General features: G+C 66.9%; 15 protein-coding genes. 8 read left to right on the plus strand and 7 right to left on the minus strand.

Annotation, left to right across the window (positions count from 1 at the left end):
- Positions 1-69 precede the first annotated feature (69 nt).
- The 8 genes from ABD727_RS11230 (at position 70) to ABD727_RS11265 (ending at position 10,623) form a co-directional block, all read left to right on the plus strand.
- Positions 70-3,501, plus strand: coding sequence for a response regulator (locus ABD727_RS11230; RefSeq protein WP_344707472.1), 3,432 nt, complete (start codon positions 70-72; stop codon positions 3,499-3,501).
- Positions 3,486-4,334 (plus strand): CheR family methyltransferase, encoded by an 849-nt coding sequence (locus tag ABD727_RS11235; RefSeq protein ID WP_425566790.1) that lies wholly within the window; start codon positions 3,486-3,488, stop codon positions 4,332-4,334. The genes ABD727_RS11230 and ABD727_RS11235 overlap by 16 nt, the downstream gene beginning before the upstream one ends.
- On the plus strand, positions 4,331-4,903 hold the full coding sequence (locus ABD727_RS11240; RefSeq protein WP_344707474.1) for a chemotaxis protein CheB: 573 nt from the start codon (positions 4,331-4,333) through the stop codon (positions 4,901-4,903). The genes ABD727_RS11235 and ABD727_RS11240 overlap by 4 nt, the downstream gene beginning before the upstream one ends.
- The gene (locus tag ABD727_RS11245) at positions 4,900-6,561 is read left to right on the plus strand and encodes a response regulator (protein ID WP_344707475.1); all 1,662 of its coding nucleotides are present in this window, start codon (positions 4,900-4,902) and stop codon (positions 6,559-6,561) included. Before ABD727_RS11240 ends, ABD727_RS11245 begins: the two co-directional genes overlap by 4 nt.
- Positions 6,562-6,813: 252 nt before the next feature.
- Positions 6,814-7,986, plus strand: coding sequence for a hypothetical protein (locus ABD727_RS11250; RefSeq protein ID WP_344707476.1), 1,173 nt, complete (start codon positions 6,814-6,816; stop codon positions 7,984-7,986).
- A gap of 58 nt (positions 7,987-8,044) precedes the next feature.
- Complete coding sequence (locus ABD727_RS11255) at positions 8,045-8,521, plus strand: hypothetical protein (RefSeq protein WP_344707477.1); 477 nt, start codon at positions 8,045-8,047, stop codon at positions 8,519-8,521.
- 68 nt (positions 8,522-8,589) lie between these two features.
- Positions 8,590-8,742, plus strand: a complete 153-nt coding sequence (locus ABD727_RS11260) for a hypothetical protein (RefSeq protein ID WP_344707479.1) — start codon at positions 8,590-8,592, stop codon at positions 8,740-8,742.
- A 219-nt stretch (positions 8,743-8,961) separates the two neighbouring features.
- On the plus strand, positions 8,962-10,623 hold the full coding sequence (locus ABD727_RS11265; protein WP_344707480.1) for an asparagine synthetase B family protein: 1,662 nt from the start codon (positions 8,962-8,964) through the stop codon (positions 10,621-10,623).
- Between the two features lie 6 nt (positions 10,624-10,629).
- On the opposite strand, the gene ABD727_RS11270 is transcribed toward ABD727_RS11265, so the two are convergent.
- The 7 genes from ABD727_RS11270 to cyoA are packed head-to-tail and all read right to left on the minus strand — an operon-like array spanning position 10,630 to position 17,434.
- Positions 10,630-11,163, minus strand: coding sequence for a response regulator transcription factor (locus ABD727_RS11270; protein ID WP_344707481.1), 534 nt, complete (start codon positions 11,161-11,163; stop codon positions 10,630-10,632).
- On the minus strand, positions 11,160-12,470 hold the full coding sequence (locus ABD727_RS11275; protein ID WP_344707482.1) for an ATP-binding protein: 1,311 nt from the start codon (positions 12,468-12,470) through the stop codon (positions 11,160-11,162). The genes ABD727_RS11270 and ABD727_RS11275 overlap by 4 nt, the downstream gene beginning before the upstream one ends.
- A complete protein-coding gene (locus tag ABD727_RS11280; RefSeq protein ID WP_344707483.1) occupies positions 12,470-13,186 on the minus strand; it encodes an SURF1 family protein in 717 nt (238 codons plus the stop codon). The genes ABD727_RS11275 and ABD727_RS11280 overlap by 1 nt, the downstream gene beginning before the upstream one ends.
- Positions 13,183-13,596 carry a cytochrome o ubiquinol oxidase subunit IV gene (cyoD, locus tag ABD727_RS11285; RefSeq protein WP_344707484.1) on the minus strand — a complete coding sequence of 138 codons (414 nt, stop codon included), beginning with the start codon at positions 13,594-13,596 and terminating at the stop codon, positions 13,183-13,185. Before cyoD ends, ABD727_RS11280 begins: the two co-directional genes overlap by 4 nt.
- Complete coding sequence (gene cyoC / locus ABD727_RS11290; protein ID WP_344707485.1) at positions 13,593-14,228, minus strand: cytochrome o ubiquinol oxidase subunit III; 636 nt, start codon at positions 14,226-14,228, stop codon at positions 13,593-13,595. Before cyoC ends, cyoD begins: the two co-directional genes overlap by 4 nt.
- Before the next feature lie 5 nt (positions 14,229-14,233).
- Positions 14,234-16,279: a cytochrome o ubiquinol oxidase subunit I gene (gene cyoB / locus ABD727_RS11295; protein ID WP_344707486.1), complete on the minus strand. Its 2,046-nt coding sequence runs from the start codon at positions 16,277-16,279 to the stop codon at positions 14,234-14,236.
- Positions 16,280-16,309: 30 nt separating this feature from the next.
- The gene (gene cyoA / locus ABD727_RS11300; RefSeq protein ID WP_344707487.1) at positions 16,310-17,434 is read right to left on the minus strand and encodes a ubiquinol oxidase subunit II; all 1,125 of its coding nucleotides are present in this window, start codon (positions 17,432-17,434) and stop codon (positions 16,310-16,312) included.
- Positions 17,435-17,541 lie beyond the last annotated feature (107 nt).

Below are 17,541 nucleotides of genomic sequence, written 5' to 3' on the forward strand. Positions count from 1 at the left end.
ACGGTTGCGCAATCGCGTGGGTCATGGAAACGCGCTGCAATCGATGTTCATTCCGGATTTGCCGCGCCCATGAAGAAGAACCAAGAGGATGCCCTTGGCATGCGCTCGAACCTGGGCACGCTGGCCGGTATCGCCGCCGCCCTCCTCTTCTTCCTCGCCACGGGGATCGTCACCTACCTCAACATTCAGTCGGTCCGCACCGAGACCGACCGGGTCGCGACCACCCATGAGGTCATCACCGGGCTCGGCGACCTCCTGTCCGCGATGCAGGACGCCGAGACCGGACAGCGCGGCTATCTGCTGACCGGCGACCCTGCCTTTCTCCAGCCTTATCGCGATGCGCAGTCGCGAAGCGTGGCAAGCCTCCAGAGCCTCGACCGGCTGACCCATGACGATCCGGCGCAGCAGGCCAATCTGCGCGCGCTTCGGCCGCAGGTGGATGCCAAGTTCGCCGGCCTTGCCCGCTCGATCGAGGTCAGGCGCACGCAGGGGCTGCAAGGCACGCTGACGACGATCGATGCCGATCGCGACAAGGCCGAAATGGACGCGGTCAGGGCGCGGATCGCCCAGCTGCGCGCCGAGGAGCGGCGAACCCGCCTTTCGCGGCTGGATCAGCGCGACGCGGCCTTCCAGTCAGCGATCCTCAGCACCATCCTCGCAGCCCTGCTCGGCATGGGGCTGACGCTTGCCATCGGCTTCCTCAACCACCGCGCCATGCAGCTCCGGCGCCGCCAGCTGTGGCTGCGCTCGGGAGAGGTCGGGCTGAGCCAGGCCATGCTCGGCGACAAGGACGTTCGCGGGCTCAGCGGCGACATCGTCGATTACCTGACGAGCTACACCGGCGCCCAGGCTGCCGTCCTGTTCAAGGGCGAGCATGGCGTCTTCCAGCAGATGGCGACGCTCGGGGTCCCGTCGGAAGCCAAGGTGCCGCAGCGCTTCGCCCTTCGCGAAGGCCTGCTCGGGCGGGTCGCGGCCGAGGGCGCGCCGATGATCATCGACGACGTGCCCGAGGGCTATCTCACCATCGGCTCGGCGCTTGGAAGCGATGTGCCGCGTCACCTGGTGATCGCGCCGCTCCGCGCCGATGGGCTGGTCAACGCAGTGGTCGAGCTGGGCTTCCTCAAGGCGGTCGATGACCGAGTGCTCGAGCTGCTGGAGCATGTCGCCCAGCCCGCCGGCACCGCGCTTCGCTCGGCCAAGTACCGGACCGAGCTCCAGATGCTCCTCGAGGAGACGCAGCGCCAGACCGAGGAGCTGCAGGTCCAGAGCGAGGAGCTCAAGGTCTCCAACGAGGAACTGGAAGAGCAGGGCCGCGCGCTCAAGGAATCGGCGGTGCGGCTCGAGCAGCAGCAGGTCGAGCTCGAACAGACAAACTCGCAGCTCGAGGAGCAGGCGCAGCTGCTCGAGCACCAGCGCGACGACATCGCTCGGTCGAGCGCGGCGGTCGAACTGAAGGCTCGCGAGCTTGAGCAGGCCAGCCAGTACAAGTCGGACTTCCTCGCCAACATGAGCCATGAGCTGCGCACCCCGCTCAACTCGCTGCTCATCCTTTCCAAGCTGCTCGGCGACAATCCGAACGGCAATCTGACCGACGAGCAGGCGCAATATGCCCGCACCATCCAGGCGTCGGGCAATGACCTCCTCAACCTCATCAACGACATTCTCGACCTGTCCAAGATCGAGGCCGGCCACGTCGAGGTCCGGCCGGAAGAAATGGCGATCTCGCGGATGGTCAGGGACCTGCAGCGGACCTTCGATCCGATCGCTTCCGAGCGCGGCCTGACCTTCGCGATCGACATCGGCGATGGCGCGCCCGCCGACATCGTTTCGGATCGCCAGCGCCTCGAGCAGATCCTGAAGAACCTCCTCGCCAACGCGTTCAAGTTCACCGAAAAGGGTACGGTCACGCTGGGCATCGCGAAGGCGGAAGGCGACCGCCTCGCCCTGACCGTGTCCGATACCGGGATCGGCATCGCGCCCGAACAGCAGCAAGCCATCTTCGAGGCGTTCCGCCAGGCCGACGGATCGATCAACCGCAAGTTCGGCGGGACCGGCCTCGGGCTGTCCATCTCGCGCGAGCTTGCCCGACTGCTCGGCGGAAGCATCGCGCTCGAGAGCGAGCCGGGCCGCGGAAGCCGCTTCACCGTCACCATCCCGGTCGACTATGATCCGGCGCTGGTCGCGGCCCGGCCCGAGCCCGCCGCTGCCCCCGCGAAGTCCGCGCCGCTCGCCGCCTCGCCGCAGCCGGCCATGCCCAAGCGCAAGCAGGCGGTCCGTTCGGCTCCGCTCGAAGACGACCGCGACCATCTCGGCGGCGGCCGCCGAGTGCTGCTGATCGTCGAGGATGACCGCACCTTCGCCGGAATCGTCCGCGACATCGCCCGCGAGGCCGCGTTCCAGACCCTCGTCGCCGGGACCGCCGAAGAGGCGCTCGAACTGGCGCGCGAGCACAAGCCGAGCGGGATCGTCCTCGATCTCGGGCTTCCGGACCAGTCGGGTCTCGCCGTCCTCGACCGGCTGAAGCGCGAGGACGCGACGCGTCACATTCCGATCCACGTCATCTCGGCCAGCGACCAGACCCAGACGGCTTTCTCGCTCGGCGCGATGGGCTATCTGGTCAAGCCGGTGAAGCGCGAGGAGCTCGCCCATGCGCTGGAGACGCTCGAAGCCCAGCTGACCCGCACGATGCGGCGCGTTCTGATCGTCGAGGATGACGAACGGCAGCGCGACGCGGTCGCCAAGCTGCTCGCCGGACCGGAGATCGAGACCGTCGGCGCCGGCACCGCGGCCGAATGCCTCAAGCTGTTGAGCGAAGAGACCTTCGACTGCATGGTTCTCGACCTGTCGCTGCCAGACACCTCGGGCTTCTCGCTGCTCGAGACGCTGAGCAAGGACGGCGACCACAGCTTCCCGCCGGTGATCGTCTATACCGGGCACGATCTCAGCCAGGCCGACGAGCAGCGCCTCCGCCGTTATTCGAACTCGATCATCATCAAGGGCGCCAAGTCGCCCGAGCGGCTGCTCGACGAGGTCACCCTCTTCCTCCACCAGGTCGTCTCGGAGCTTCCGCCCGAGCAGCAGAAGATGATCCAGCAGGCTCGTCACCGGGACGCCTTGCTAGAGGGCCGAACGATCCTTGTGGTCGAGGACGACGTCCGCAACGTCTACTCCCTGACCAACATCCTCGAACCGCGCGGAGCCAAGGTCAGGATCGCCCGCAACGGGCAGGAAGCGCTCGACGCGCTCGGGAACAAGAACGGCGAGGCGCCGATCGACCTCGTCCTGATGGACGTGATGATGCCGGTGATGGACGGTCTCGAGGCAACCCGGCGGATCCGCGACGACCATCGCTGGGGCAAGCTTCCGATCATCATGCTGACCGCCAAGGCGATGCCCGACGACCAGGAGAAGTGCCTGGCGGCGGGAGCAAGCGATTACATGGCCAAGCCGCTCGACGTCGACAAACTGCTGTCGCTGGTCCGGGTGTGGATGCCGCGGTGAACGAAGCGCCCGCCGAGCCGGTCGAGGACATCGAGATCCAGCTTCTGCTGGAAGCCCTCTACCTTCGCTACCATTACGACTTCCGCCATTATGCTCGGGCCTCGATCAAGCGCCGGCTCCGCCAGGCCCGTGACCAGCTGGGTTTCGACACCTTCTCGGCGATGCAGGAACAACTGCTCCACAGCGACGAGATGGTCGGGCGCCTGCTCGATTATCTGACCGTCCAAGTCAGCGAGATGTTCCGCGACCCAAGCTACTTTCGGGCCCTGCGCGAGAAGGTGCTGCCGCACCTTCGCACCTACCCCAGCCTCAAGATCTGGATCGCCGGCTGCAGCCATGGCGAGGAAGTCTATTCCTTCGCCATCATGCTGCTTGAGGAGGGGCTGCTCGACCGCACCCTCATCTATGCCACCGACATCAACCCCGAGGCGCTCGAGATCGCCCGAAGCGGGGTCTATCCGCTCGACCGCATCGCGCTCTTCACCCGCAATCACCAGCAGGCCGGCGGCAAGACCTCGCTCGCCGACTATTATACCACCGCCTACGGGCGCGCGGTTTTCGACAAGAAGCTGCGCGCGCAGGTCGTCTTCTCCGACCACAGCCTGGTCAGCGACGAAGTCTTCACCGAGTGCCAGCTGGTGTCCTGCCGCAACGTGATGATCTACTTCGACCGTCCGCTGCAGGACCGCGCTGTCGGACTGTTCCGGGACTCTCTCACCAGACGCGGTTTCCTCGGGCTCGGCTCCAAGGAGACGCTGCGCTTCTCGAGCCATGTCGAGGCGTTCACCGACTTCGTCCGCGAAGAGAAGATCTACCAGCGGAGCGAGAGGTGAGCGCCGCGCCGCCGACCGCGATCGTGATCGGTGCCTCGGCGGGGGCCGTGCAGGCGCTGTCGGACCTTCTCCCGCGACTGCCCGCCGACTATCCGCTTCCGATCCTGATCGTCGTGCACGTCCCGGCCGCCCCGTCGGGGCTGACCACCCTCTTCTCGGCCAAGTGCGCGGTGGCCGTGGTCGAGCCGGACGACAAGGAGGCGATCGCGCCCGGGACGGTCTACTTCGCGCCGCCCGGCTACCATCTGCTGGTGGAGCATGGCCTTACCGTCGCGCTCTCCGCCGACGAGCCGGTCCTCTTCTCGAGGCCGTCGATCGACGTCTTGTTCGAAAGTGCAGCGGACAGCCTTGGGGCGGGCGTGCTCGCGATCGTCCTCACCGGAGCCAATGAGGATGGGTCGCGCGGCGCACGCGCGATCGAGCAGGCCGGAGGACGGGTGCTGGTCGAGGAGCCTTCGACCGCCTATGCCGCCGCGATGCCGTCCGCCGCCCTTGCCCGTTGCTCCGCCGCGAGGGCCCTATCGCTCGACGCCATTGCCGAGCACCTGCTGAGCGTGGGCAGCCGATGACTGCCGCGAGGCCCGTCCCGCTTCTGATCGTCGACGATCTCCCGGAGAACCTGCTTGCGCTCGAGGCGCTGCTGAGGACCGATCACCTCACCTTCCTTCGTGCGCGCTCGGGCGAGGAGGCGCTCGAGCTGCTGCTCAAGCACGACGTCGCGTTGGCGCTGCTCGACGTTCAGATGCCGGGCATGGACGGGTTCGAACTGGCCGAGTTCATGCGCGGCAACGAACGCTCGCGGCGGGTTCCGATTATCTTCGTGACCGCCGGGAGCGGAGACACGCACCGGCGCTTCCGCGGCTATGAGGCGGGTGCCGTCGACTTCATCCAGAAGCCGATCGAGCCCGACGTCCTGCGCAGCAAGGTCGGCGTCTTCGTCGACCTGCACCAGCAGCGGTTGGCGCTGGCCGATGCCGCCGACCAGCTCGAGGTGCAAGTGCGCCAGCGGACCGCCGAACTCGAACTAGCGATGCGCCGGCTCAAGGAAGAAGTCGCCGAGCGCGAGCGGGCCGAAGCCTCGCTCCGGCAAAGCCAGAAGATGGAGGCGGTCGGCCAACTCACCGGCGGGATCGCCCACGACTTCAACAATATGCTGACGGGGATCATCGGTTCGCTCGACATGATGCGCCGGCGCATCGCCGATGGCCGGATGGACGGGATCGACCGCTACCTCGACACGGCGCTTGGCTCGGCCGAGCGGGCGGCGGCGCTGACCCACCGCCTGCTCGCCTTCGCGCGCCGCCAGCCGCTCGACCCGCAGCCGCTCGATGTCGCCGCCATCCTCCAATCGGTGGCGCAGCTCGTCAGCCACGCGCTGCCAGAAAATGTCCGGCTGCGGCTCGACATTCCCGACGGACTTCCGCTGGTGCTGGCGGATTCCAACCAGCTCGAGAACGCCATCCTCAACCTCGCGGTGAATGCGCGCGACGCAATGCCCGACGGGGGAGATCTGGTGATATCGGCGGCCCGCGCCGTCCCCCTGGAGGGCGTGATCGCCGGTGAGTTTCTGCTGATTTCGGTCGCCGATACCGGACAGGGGATGCCGCCCGAGGTGCTCGAGAAGGTGTTCGAGCCCTTCTTCACGACCAAGCCGATCGGACAAGGCACCGGCCTTGGCCTCTCGATGGTCTACGGCTTTGCCCAGCAGAGCGGCGGAACCGTCCGGATCGACAGTCAGCCGGGCGCGGGCACCACGATCGCGCTCACCCTTCCGACCACTCGGTCGGCGCCGGTGCCGCAAAGTGGAGTGCAGCCCGCGGCCCGCAAGGGAGCGGGCGAGCGGGTGCTGGTGGTCGAGGACGAGGACGCCGTGCGGATGCTTGTGCGCGAAGTGCTCGAGGAGCTCGACTACGAGGCGATCGAGATCGCCGATCCGGCCAAGGCCCTCCCCTGCCTTGCCTCTGGCGAGCACATCGACCTGATGATCTCGGACATTGGAATGCCGGGGATAAACGGTCGCGAGCTTGCGGACGAAGCGCGTCGTACCCGCCCCGACCTGCCGATCCTGTTCATCACTGGCTATGCCGGACATGAGACCACCCTGGCCGACTTCCTCGGGCCGGGCATGTCGCTCATCACCAAGCCCTTTACGCTCGAGAAATTGGCCAGGACCATCGGGGAGCTTATCGGCTCGTCGAAGGTGGAAGCTTCGGAGCAGTCGTCCTGATGCGCCTCGCGCAAGGGCATCTCTGAACCGCGAGATAATCTGCCCATTGCGGTAGCGATCTCGTTTGCCGGACGCCTTTCCGGCGAGGCTCTCCCTTGCGAGCTACCATCAAGCACTGATGCCTTTAAGCAACACCTTCCGATAAGCACCACATCGGAGGAAACAAAGGCGTTCAAAATCCATTCAACCCCACGCGGACGCCACGGCTTGTGGCGGTCGGGCTCGCATGAGCCGAGCAGAAGGGGATCAAATATGAAGCGTTTCGCAGTTTCTCTCAGCGTCAGTGTTGCGGCGCTGGCTTTCACCACAGCGACTCCAGCCGCTGCCCAATGCGTAACGGGTGTGGCCGGGCAGGTGAACTGCAACGCCAACTCGAACGCGACCGGCGCCAACGCCACCGCGACCGGCAATCTCGCCACTGCGACCGGCACGTCGTCGTCGGCCTATGGCGACCGCGCGTTCGCGTCGGGCAACTTCTCGACCGCGATCGGCGACTTCTCCGCGGCGCAGGGCCTTCAGGCCACTGCCGTGGGTGACGCTGCCAGCGCCCTGTCGACCAACGCCAGCTCGTTCGGCCGCAATGCCAACGTCAGCGCGGCTGCGACCAACGGTACCGCTCTCGGCGCCAACACGGCCGTCACCGGAGTCAACGGCACCGCCGTCGGCAATCTCGCTCAGGCGACCGGCACCTCGGCCACCGCGCTCGGCGATCGCGCCGTTGCCTCGGGCAACTTCTCGACCGCGCTCGGCGACTTCGCCGCCGCGACCGGCCTCCAGTCGACCGCCGTCGGCGACGTCGCGAGCGCGCTCGCGGCCAACTCCACCGCGATCGGCCGTAACGCCAACGTGACCGCGGCCGGCACCAACGGCACCGCGCTCGGCCAGGGCACGGTGGTCAGCGCCGCCAACGCCACCGCCGTCGGCTCCGGTGCGACCGCTGCCTTCGCGGGCTCGACCGCGATCGGTGCCGGCGCTGCCACCACCGCCGCCAATCAGGTTTCGATCGGCGCCGCCGGTTCGACCGTCCGCCTCGGCGGCTACGGCGCGGGCATCCTGCAGACCGATGCCAACGGCATCGTCTCGACCAACACCACGCTGGTCAACAATGTCACCACCCTTCAGGGCCAGGTCGGAACGCTGCAGACCAACCAGACCACCCTGTTCGACCTTGCCAACGTCAATCGCCGCGACATCCGCCGCGCCAACGAGGGTGTCGCCATGGCGCTCGCGATGGAAAGCCCGGTTCTCCCGAGCGATGCCCGCTTCGGCGTTGCCGGTGGCCTCGGCTACTTCGGCAACCGCGTCGGCGGCACCGCCTCCTTCGCGGCGCGTGTCGGCCAGCGTTCGGCGCTGACCGGCGGCATCGGCATCGGCTTCGACTCCGGCAAGATCGGTGCTCGTGCCGGCTTCCAGCACGCCTGGTAAGCAAGGGGTCGCTACGATCACCCGTGCTCGTCTGACCAACGTCGGCCGATCCTCATCGGTGTGGGCAGGACTTCTGGTCCTGCTCGCACCGGTGCACGGGGCGCAGGCGGCGACACAACAAGCGACGGCCCAGCAACAGCCCGCGCAACGCCCGGGCGAGCTGATGGATCGTCTGGTTGCCGACAAGCTCGTCTGGTCGACCCTGATCGCCATCGATCAGGCCAATCGCACTGGCAATTACAGCGTTCTTCGGGCGCTCGGATCGGAAAGCTTTCAGCGGACCAACTCCGAGGTACAGCTTGCCGCAACCTTCCGTAACCTACGGGCAAATCAGGTCGATTTGTCGAACACCCTGATCATCTCACCGATCTACGAGGGTGCCCCGACGGTGACCGGCGGCGTGTTGCGCGCGAAGGGCGTGTATCCGCTGCGACCGGTCGCGATCGGGTTCGACCTGCTGTTCGAGCAGAACAATGGCGGATGGAAGGTGCTTGGCCTGTTTGTTGCACCGTTGGTCAGAGCCTCCGGGCGCTGACCGGAACCTCCACCGGTTAGCCGGGTCAGTCAAAGACTGATTTAAGAATTCAACGAAGGAAGATGTCCATGATCAACAACCGAGAGAAGAGCGACGCCAAGGGTGTCCCGACCGCCAAGAAGCCGTGGTCGAAGCCGGTCCTGACCCGCATGGTCGCCGGTTCGGCTGAGAGCCAGCGCGGCAACGTCGCCGACGGCGGCGGCGGGTTCCAGGGCAGCTAAGTCAGCCCTGCCGCTTTCGATATCGATGCACTACAAGCTCCCGGCAGTGATGCCGGGAGCTGACCTTTTCCGATGATTGCCGGCATCTCCGGACCCGGACGTGGGCGCCCTGCCGATGCCTGCCGTGCCGCGCTAGACGCGCTTTCGCCGCGCCAACTCTCATCCCCGCTCCTGTTTGAAGAGCTGGACTTCGCCTGCGGAGCCGTCGGCGACGGCCATGTGTCGTCCTCGCCCGAGCCCTCCTTGGTCGTGGCCGACCTGCGGCTCGACTACCGCCCGGACCTGACGCGCGCACTCGGCTCGCCGCCGACGGAGCTCACCGATGCCGCACTCGTGCACCTCGCCCTCGAGCGGTGGGGAACCGACGCGCTCGCCCGGATCGAGGGCGACTTTGCCCTCGCCTGGTACCGCCCGCGATCGCGCACCTTGGTGCTGGCTCGAGACCCGCTCGGTCAGAGGCCGCTGTTCTGGAGCCGCCGGGGCCAGCGTCTCACCTTCGCCTCGATGCCGCGCGGCCTCCACGCGTCGGGCGAGGTAGCGCGAGCACCGGACCTCGCCTCGGTTGCCGGCTTCATGGCCAATGGCCAGCACCCCCGCGCCCACAGCTTCTTCGATCAGGTCCAGCGCGTCTCGCCCGGTCACTACGTCATCGTGACCCCCAACGGCGTGGAGGAGCGCGCCTTTTGGAAGCCCGAGGAGCGGGACGACGGTTGCCGATCTTTCGAAGAATATGTCGAGGCCTATCGCCGCAAGCTCGACGATGCGGTCGCCACCCGCTTGCCGCCCCGGAGTGCGCCGCTAGCCACCCATCTCAGCGGCGGCCTCGACAGTGGCGCGGTGAGCGCGACCGCCGCGCGCCTGCATGACGGTCCGCTGTTCGCCTTCACAGCCGTGCCCAGCGCACTCGCACGTGTGCAGGCGGGCGCCTTGCTCGCCGACGAGGGCCCCCTCGCGGCACGGACGGCAAGCCTCCACTCCTCCATCCGTCACCGACTGGTTGAGCCGGATGGGTCCTCGCCGCTCGACCAGCTTGCCGACGGTCTTCGCCTTCATGAGCGGCCGAAGTTCAATCTCTGCAACCATGGGTGGCTTTCGCACATCCGGCGCGAAGCCGTGGCGAACGGGGCCAAGGTGATCCTCACCGGCGAGATCGGCAATTGGACGATCAGCGCCGGGCCGATCGCCGCCATGCGCAGCCTGTGGCAGGAACGCGGCATGGGCGGATGGCTCGCAGCCGCGCATTCGCTCCGCACCGTTCACGGCGCGCGCTGGCAGGGTATCCTCGCCTCGACCTTCCTCTCGCCCTGGGTTCGCGAGCGGTTGCAGCCCTCGCCATCGCCCCTGCTTACCCCCGCCTTCGCTCCCGAGCATGACGCCACCGCGCGCAGCTGGCGGGACGATGCGCGCCATGCCTTCGCCGCCATGGACTTTGGCGAGTATCGCGCGGGGACAAAGGCCTCCTCCGAGGTCGAGGAGCGCGATCCGACCGCGGACCCCCGCCTCATCGCCTTCGCTCTGTCTCTTCCGGTCGAGATGGTCATGGGACCAAGCGGGCGTCGCCCGCTCGCCCTTGCAGCGCTCGGCGATCGCCTGCCGCAGGACGTGCTGCGGGCACCGAGGAAGGGCTACCAGGGTTCCGACTGGCACCTCACGCTCAGCGCCGACCGCGACCGGCTCCAGGCGCTGGTCGAGGCGATCGTCGCAAGCCCGGTCGCGGGCGAGGTCATCGACACTGTCCGGCTGCGCAAATTGTGGGAGGCGTGGCCGACGGGCGGCTGGGACCGGAGCAACGTCATGCAGACCTATCGCAACGGCTTCCTCCAGGCCCTTACCGCCGGCCACTTCCTGATCGGCGCTTCGGGCGAGCCCCTGCCTTTCTGATCTGCCCTAGCGCACCGGCCGCTTCTCGAGCTTTCGGGCAAGCGTCCGGCGATGCATGCCGAGGCGCCGCGCCGTCTCGGAAATGTTGAAACCGGTCGCGATCAGGGTCTCATTGATCTTTTCCCATTCGAGCGTCTTGATCGAGGTCGCGCGGCCTTCGAGCGGCACCTGCGAGTCCCCCGCGACGCGGCCGAAGGCAGCCTCGATGTCGTCACTGTTGCTCGGCTTGGGAAGATAATGAGCGGCGCCGAGCTTTATCGCCTCGACCGCCGTGGCGATGCTTGCGAAGCCGGTCAGAACAACGATCCGCGTCTTCGGATCGGCTCGGTGCAGCGCGTCGACGCAGGGCAGCCCGCTGTGCGGCCCGAGCTTGAGGTCGACGACGGCATAGTCGAACCCTTGGCCGCCGAGCAGCCGGTCGAGCTCCATCGGCGATGCGGCGGTCGCGACGGCATAACCGCGGCGCTCGAACGAGCGCGCCAGCGTCCGGGCGAACTGCTCGTCGTCTTCCACGATCACCAGCCGACCCGGTTCGCTCACAAGCTGCTCTCCCGGGTCCCGACCAGCGGAAGGGCGACCCGAACGACCGCACCGCCGTCCGGACGGTTGGCGGCGGTCAGGCTGCCGCCGAGCCTGCGGGCGACGTTGGCGGCGAGGAACAGGCCGACGCCATGGCCGGCGCCCTTCCGCGATCGGCCGACCTGGCCGAGATGCTCGATCTGTTCGGGCGAGAAGCCGGCCCCTTGGTCTTCCACCTCGACGACCAACTGGTCCTTCTCGACCGTTCCTCGCAGCAGAACTCCCGCGGGCGACGCCTCCCCGGCATTCTCGAGCAGGCTCCAGAGGGCTTGCCGAAGCGCCGGCTCGGCAGGGATGCGGGCATTGCCGATGGTCTCGAACGACGCGTCGAGGGGAATGTCGAAATGCATCGACGACCAGTCCGCCACCAGCCCGGCGAGCAGGCTGTTGGCGGTCTCCGACCCCATCGCCTCGCCGCGCGGAAGGCCGCTGGTGTCGAGGATGTCGCTGACGATCTCGCGGCAGCGTTCGACTGCCAGGCGGGCATCGGCCAGCTCTTCCTGCAGTTGCGGGTCGGCGGCCAGTTTGGGATGGCGCTGCCAGTCGCCGACCAGCACCGAGAGCGATGACAGCGGCGTGCCGAGCTCATGCGCCGCGCCGCTCGCGAAAAGGCCCATCCGTACGATCGAGTCCTCCTCTGCGGCGCGCTGGCGGAGTTCGGCGACATAGGCGTCGCGGGCACGCAGGTTGCGGCTGATCCTCGTCATGAACAGCACAAGCAGGATCGCCACCATGACGAAGGCGATTTCCGCGCCGACCAGCCGCAGGTCGATCTCGCCTGCGGAGAATGGCGGAATGTTGAGCGGACGATGGTCGATGGTGAGCAGGACGAAGGCGATGATGGATCCAGCGACCAGCAGCCAAGCGCGGCCCGAGGGGAGCAGAATCGCGCCGAGCACGATCTGAAGCAGGTAGAGCGACACGAACGGGTTCTCGACCCCGCCGCTCAGATAGAGCTGCGCGGTCAGCGCGGACATGTCGAGGAGAAGCGCGAGGAACAGCTCGCCAGGGACGACCCACGCCTGGCGGAGCGTCAGCATGAAGAGGAGGTTGCCGAGCGCGAGCAGCCCGGCAACGCTGAGCATTGGCTCGAACGGCAGCGCCACGCCCAGGAGGAACTGCGCGACGAGGATCGCCAGCACCTGTCCGCCGACCGCGATCCAGCGCAGCTGGATGAGCAGCCGCATGTTCTCGACCACGGCCTCCTGGGGGGAGCGGCCGGGCAAGCGCGCGGGTTGGCGCGTCAGGGCGAGCAGTGGCACGTCCATCAGCCCCGGTTGTGCGTCGATCTGGCGGTCAGCGCCAGCCCGAACAGGCTGAGCAGGGCGAGCGCGAACCAGGTCAGGGCATAGATGAGATGGGCGTTGCGGAAGGACACCACGGTAAGTCCGCCGATCGGGAAGCCGCCGGGATTGGCGGTCCGGTCGGCATCGATGAAAAAGGGTGCGACCGGACCCAGGCCGCGCCGGGTGGCGATCGCCGCGACGTCGCGGGAGAACCAGCGGTCGGCCTCGGGCTGGTTGGTGCGCAGGAACCGGCCTTCGGGTTCGCTCAGGCGGACCAGTCCTACGATGGTCACGGGGCCCGCGACCTGCCCCGCCGCACGGCTCCCTGGCCAGCGCCGGTCCGGCGGGACGAATCCGCGATTGACGAGGTAGGTGCCGGCATCTGTCCGGAATGGGGTGACGACCCAATAGCCTGGTCCCTGCTCCGTCAGCGCCTCGACCAGCGTCTCGCGCGGATGGTCGAAAGTGCCGCGAAGCGAGACGCGACGATATTCGATCGCTTCGGGTTCGAGCGACGACCATGATGCTGAGCCGGGGGGCGCGACCGCGGCGGCGGAGACGCGCTGCTCGACCCGGGCGATGAGGTCGAGCTTCCAGCGCAGCCGCTCGACCTGCCAGATCCCGAGCCCGGCGAAGAGCAGCGCGAAGAAGGCGCACAGGGCCAGCAGAAGCAGGCGCTTGGGCGCCCGCCGGCTCACGGGGCGGCGCCGACCTGCGCCGACATCATCCCCGGCATCATGTTGGTGTTGAGATGGTACATGATCCACAGCGAGCCGCAGATGGTGATCAGCAGCAGCACCCCGGTGAAGACATAGGCGAGCAGCGTCCAGCCGCCCTCCCCGCTGGTGTTCACGTGCAGGAAGCAGATGGTGTGGACGAGGATCTGGGCGATCGCGAGCAGGATCACCAGCACCGCGGTCAGCCCGGGATTGGCAAGCGGCGCGGCCATCACCAGCCAGAAGGGAATGGCGGTGAGCACGGCCGACAGCGCGAAGCCGACGAGGTAGCTCTTCTTGCTGCCATGGCCGTGCTCCTCGCCGTGAGCGTGGAGCTCACCACCGCTATGCGCGTGGAGCTCGCCGTCGGCGTGGTCGGTGGAGGCGCTCATCGCAGCATTCCCAGCAGGTAGACAAAGGTGAATACGCCGATCCAGACGACGTCGAGGAAGTGCCAGAACATGCTGAGGCACAGCAGCCGGCGCTTGTTGACGAGGGTCAGGCCGCGCTTGGCGACCTGCACCATCATCAGCCCGATCCACAGGATGCCGGTCGTGACGTGGAGACCATGGGTGGCGACCAGCGTGTAGAAGCCGCTCCAGTAGCCGGACCGCTGCGGGGTCGCGCCTTCGCTCGCGAGCACGCCGAACTCGTAGAGCTCGATTCCCACGAAGGCGATGCCGAGCAGTGCGGTGACCGCGAGCCACAGCTGCACCGAGCGCTGCCGCCCCTCCTCCATCGCCAGCATGCCGAAGCCGTAGGTGATCGAGGAGAAGAGCAGGATCGCGGTGTTGAGCGCGACCAGCTCGAGGTGGAACAGCTCGCGCGGGGTCGGACCGCCGGCGAAGCTGGTCGATAGCACGCCATAGGTCGCGAACAGCGAGGCGAAGATGAGCGCGTCGCTCATCAGGTAGATCCAGAAGCCGAGCAGCACGGGGCTCGAATGACCGCCGTCGTGGCCGTCCTTCTCGATCAGGTGGAAGGTGTCGCGGTCGAAGCCCGCGGTGGGAGCGATGTCGGCCATGGTCCTCAGGCTCCCGCCGTTGCCGGGTCGAGCGCGTTCAATGCCTTGCGGGCGGGCGCGGGCACATGCCCGACCTCGAGGAAGGAGATGCCCTCCCGCTCGGCGCGCGCAACCTCTTCGGCGGGGATGTAGTAGTCGCGGTCCTCATCGAAGCTGTGCACGACCGTGACCACGATCAGGCCGACGAAGGCGAGCGCGGCCAGCCACCACATGTACCAGACCATTCCGAAGCCGAGCGCGGCGCACAGGCCGGCCTGGATCACGCTGACGCCGGTGTTCCGGGGCATGTGGATCGGCCGGTAGCCGTCACTCGGATGCGCATAGCCGCGGCACTTCATGTCGTACCAGGCATCGAGGTCGTGGACGACCGGGGTGAAGGCGAAGTTGTAGGCGGGCGGCGGCGAGGCGGTCGCCCACTCGAGCGTCCGTCCGTCCCACGGATCCGACCCGACCCGGTTCTGCGCCCGGTCGCGAACGCTGACATAGAGGCACATGAGGAAGCCGAGGATGCCGATCGCGATGATGCACACGCCAATCAGCGCGACGATGAAGTAAGGCTGCAGCGTCGGGTCCTCGAACAGGCGGACGCGGCGCGTCGTGCCCATCAGGCCGACGATGTAGATCGGCGTCCAGGCCACCCAGTAACCGATCACCCAGCCCCAGAAGTGTACCTTCCCCCAGAACTTGTTGAGGGTGAAGCCGAACGCCTTGGGGAACCAGTAGTCGATCCCGGCGAACAGGCCGAACACGACCCCGCCGATGATGACGTTGTGGAAGTGGGCGACCAGGAACAGGCTGTTGTGGAGCACGAAGTCGGCCGGAGGCACCGCGAGGAGCACGCCCGTCATCCCGCCGACCACGAAGGTAAGCATGAAGGCGACGACCCACATCATCGGCAGCTCGAAGCGGATCTCGCCCCGATACATGGTGAACAGCCAGTTGAATATCTTCGCGCCCGTCGGGATGGCGATGACCATCGTCGCAATGCCGAAGAAGCTGTTGACGCTCGCGCCCGAGCCCATGGTGAAGAAGTGGTGGAGCCAGACGAGGTAGCTGAGGATCGTGATGACCACCGTCGCATAGACCATCGACGAATATCCGAAGAGCCGCTTGCCGGTGAAGGTCGAGGTGATCTCCGAATAGACCCCGAACAATGGCAGGATCAGGACGTAGACCTCGGGGTGACCCCAGATCCACACCAGGTTCCAGTACATCATCGGGTTTCCACCAAGGTCGTTGGTGAAGAAGTTCATCCCGAGGTAGCGGTCGAGCATCAGCATCGCGAAGGCGCCGGTGAGGATCGGGAAGATCGCCACCGCCAGCACCTGGCTGCACAGCGCGGTCCAGCAGAACACCGGCATCTTCATCATGGTCATGCCGGGCGCACGCATCTTGATGATGGTCGTGACCATGTTGATCGCGGATAGCGTCGTGCCCACCCCGGCAATCTGCAATGCCCAAAGATAATAGTCGGGCCCGGTCCCGGGCGAGTTCTGGAGGTTGGAAACGGGCACGTAGTTGAGCCAGCCCGCGGTCGAGAACTCGCCGACGAACAGCGAGACCATGACCAGCCCAGCGCCCGCCGCCGTCAGCCAGAAGCTCAGCGAATTGAGATAAGGAAAGGCAACGTCGCGCGCACCGATCTGCAGCGGCATGACGAAGTTGATGACGCCCGAAACCAATGGGATCGCCACGAAGAAGATCATGATGGTCCCGTGGGCGGTGAACACCTGATCATAATGGTGGGCGTTGAGGTATCCCTCGCTTCCGCCGAACGCCATCGCCTGCTGGAGGCGCATCATGATCGCGTCGGCGAAGCCGCGGAGCAGCATGACCACGCCGAGGATCATGTACATGATCCCGATCTTCTTGTGGTCGACGGTGGTGAACCACTCCTTCCAGAGGTAGCCCCACAGCTTGTACCTGGTGATCGCGCCGACCACGCCGAGGCCGCCGAGCACGACCACCGCAAAGGTGACGAGCAGGATCGGCTCGTGGATCGGGAAGCTCTCGAGGGTGAGGCGGCCGAAGATGATCTTGGGATCGAACACGGGTGCGGGTGCTTTCTTGGGCGCTTGGGCTCAGGTCATGTTGCGGTTGGCGGTGTCGCCGGGCTTGGTCGCGCCCGGAGCGGCGCTGGGATCCGCCGGCTTGGTCACATTGGGGCCGGAGCCCTTCTCGTCGGGCGACTTGAACAGCGCCCCCTCGGGCTTGCCGCCGGCCGGCATCGACCCGCGGCCCGGCGGCATTCCGGCACCGGGCCGAACCGCCTGCGGGTGACCGCCGCCATGGCCCATGTCCCTGGCCATGACTTCGCTCATGCAGGGCTGCCCCGGTTCGACGCAGCGCTCGAGGATCCGGCGGTAGAGGTCGGCCGGCGCCGCGGCGAACAGCATCGCCGGGACCTTCTCGCTCGGCTTGGCGAGCTCGCGGTAGGTCGGCATGTCGAGCGTCCGTCCGCTCGCCTTGGCTCCCGCGACCCAGCCGGCGAACTGCTGCTCGCTGACCCCGCGGATCCGGAAGCGCATGTCGGAGAAACCGGCTCCGCTGTAGTTGCCCGAATAGCCCTTGCTGTCGACCGGCCGGTCGAGCACCGCGTGGAGCGTGCTCTGCATCCCCGGCATGGCGTAAATCATTCCCGCCATGGTCGGCGCGTAGAAGGTGTTCATCATGTTGGACGAGGTGATGTCGAACCGCACCTCCCGGTCGACCGGAAGCACCAGGTCGTTGACCGTCGCGATGCCGAGGTCGGGATAAATGAACAGCCACTTCCAATCGAGGCTGACGACCTGCACCCGGAGCGCCTGACTGTTCTCCGCCCGCCCCTCGAGCGCGGTCGCCTTGCGGTCGAGCGGCCTGAAGGGATCGAGCAGGTGGGTGCTCGACCAGGTCAGCGCGCCAAGCGCGATGATGATCAGCAGCGGGGCCGACCAGATCACTAGCTCGAGGCTGGTCGAATGGTCGAAATTCGGATCGTAGGTGCCGCCCTTGCCCTTGCGGTAGCGCCACGCGAAGATCACGATCAGCACCATGACGGGCACGATGATCAGCAGCATCAGCCCGGTCGAAATGTAGATGAGGTCGCGCTGCTGCCGGGCGATCGACCCCGCGGGATCGAGCACCGCATGGCTGCAGCCCGCCAGGATCAGCGACAAGGCGGCGAGCGCAAGACCCTTGGGGAATCGACCGGTAGACTGCTGCGGCATGATGCCTCCCTACGGTCGAAGCGGCGGGCGCGACATTGGACAAAATGTCCAATCCCCAAGTCGCGGTCGCTGGGGCAAGGAAGCGATGACGATGGTTCCGCGTGCGC

The organism is Sphingomonas swuensis, assembly GCF_039538045.1.
Taxonomy (GTDB): Bacteria; Pseudomonadota; Alphaproteobacteria; order Sphingomonadales; family Sphingomonadaceae; genus Sphingomicrobium; species Sphingomicrobium swuense.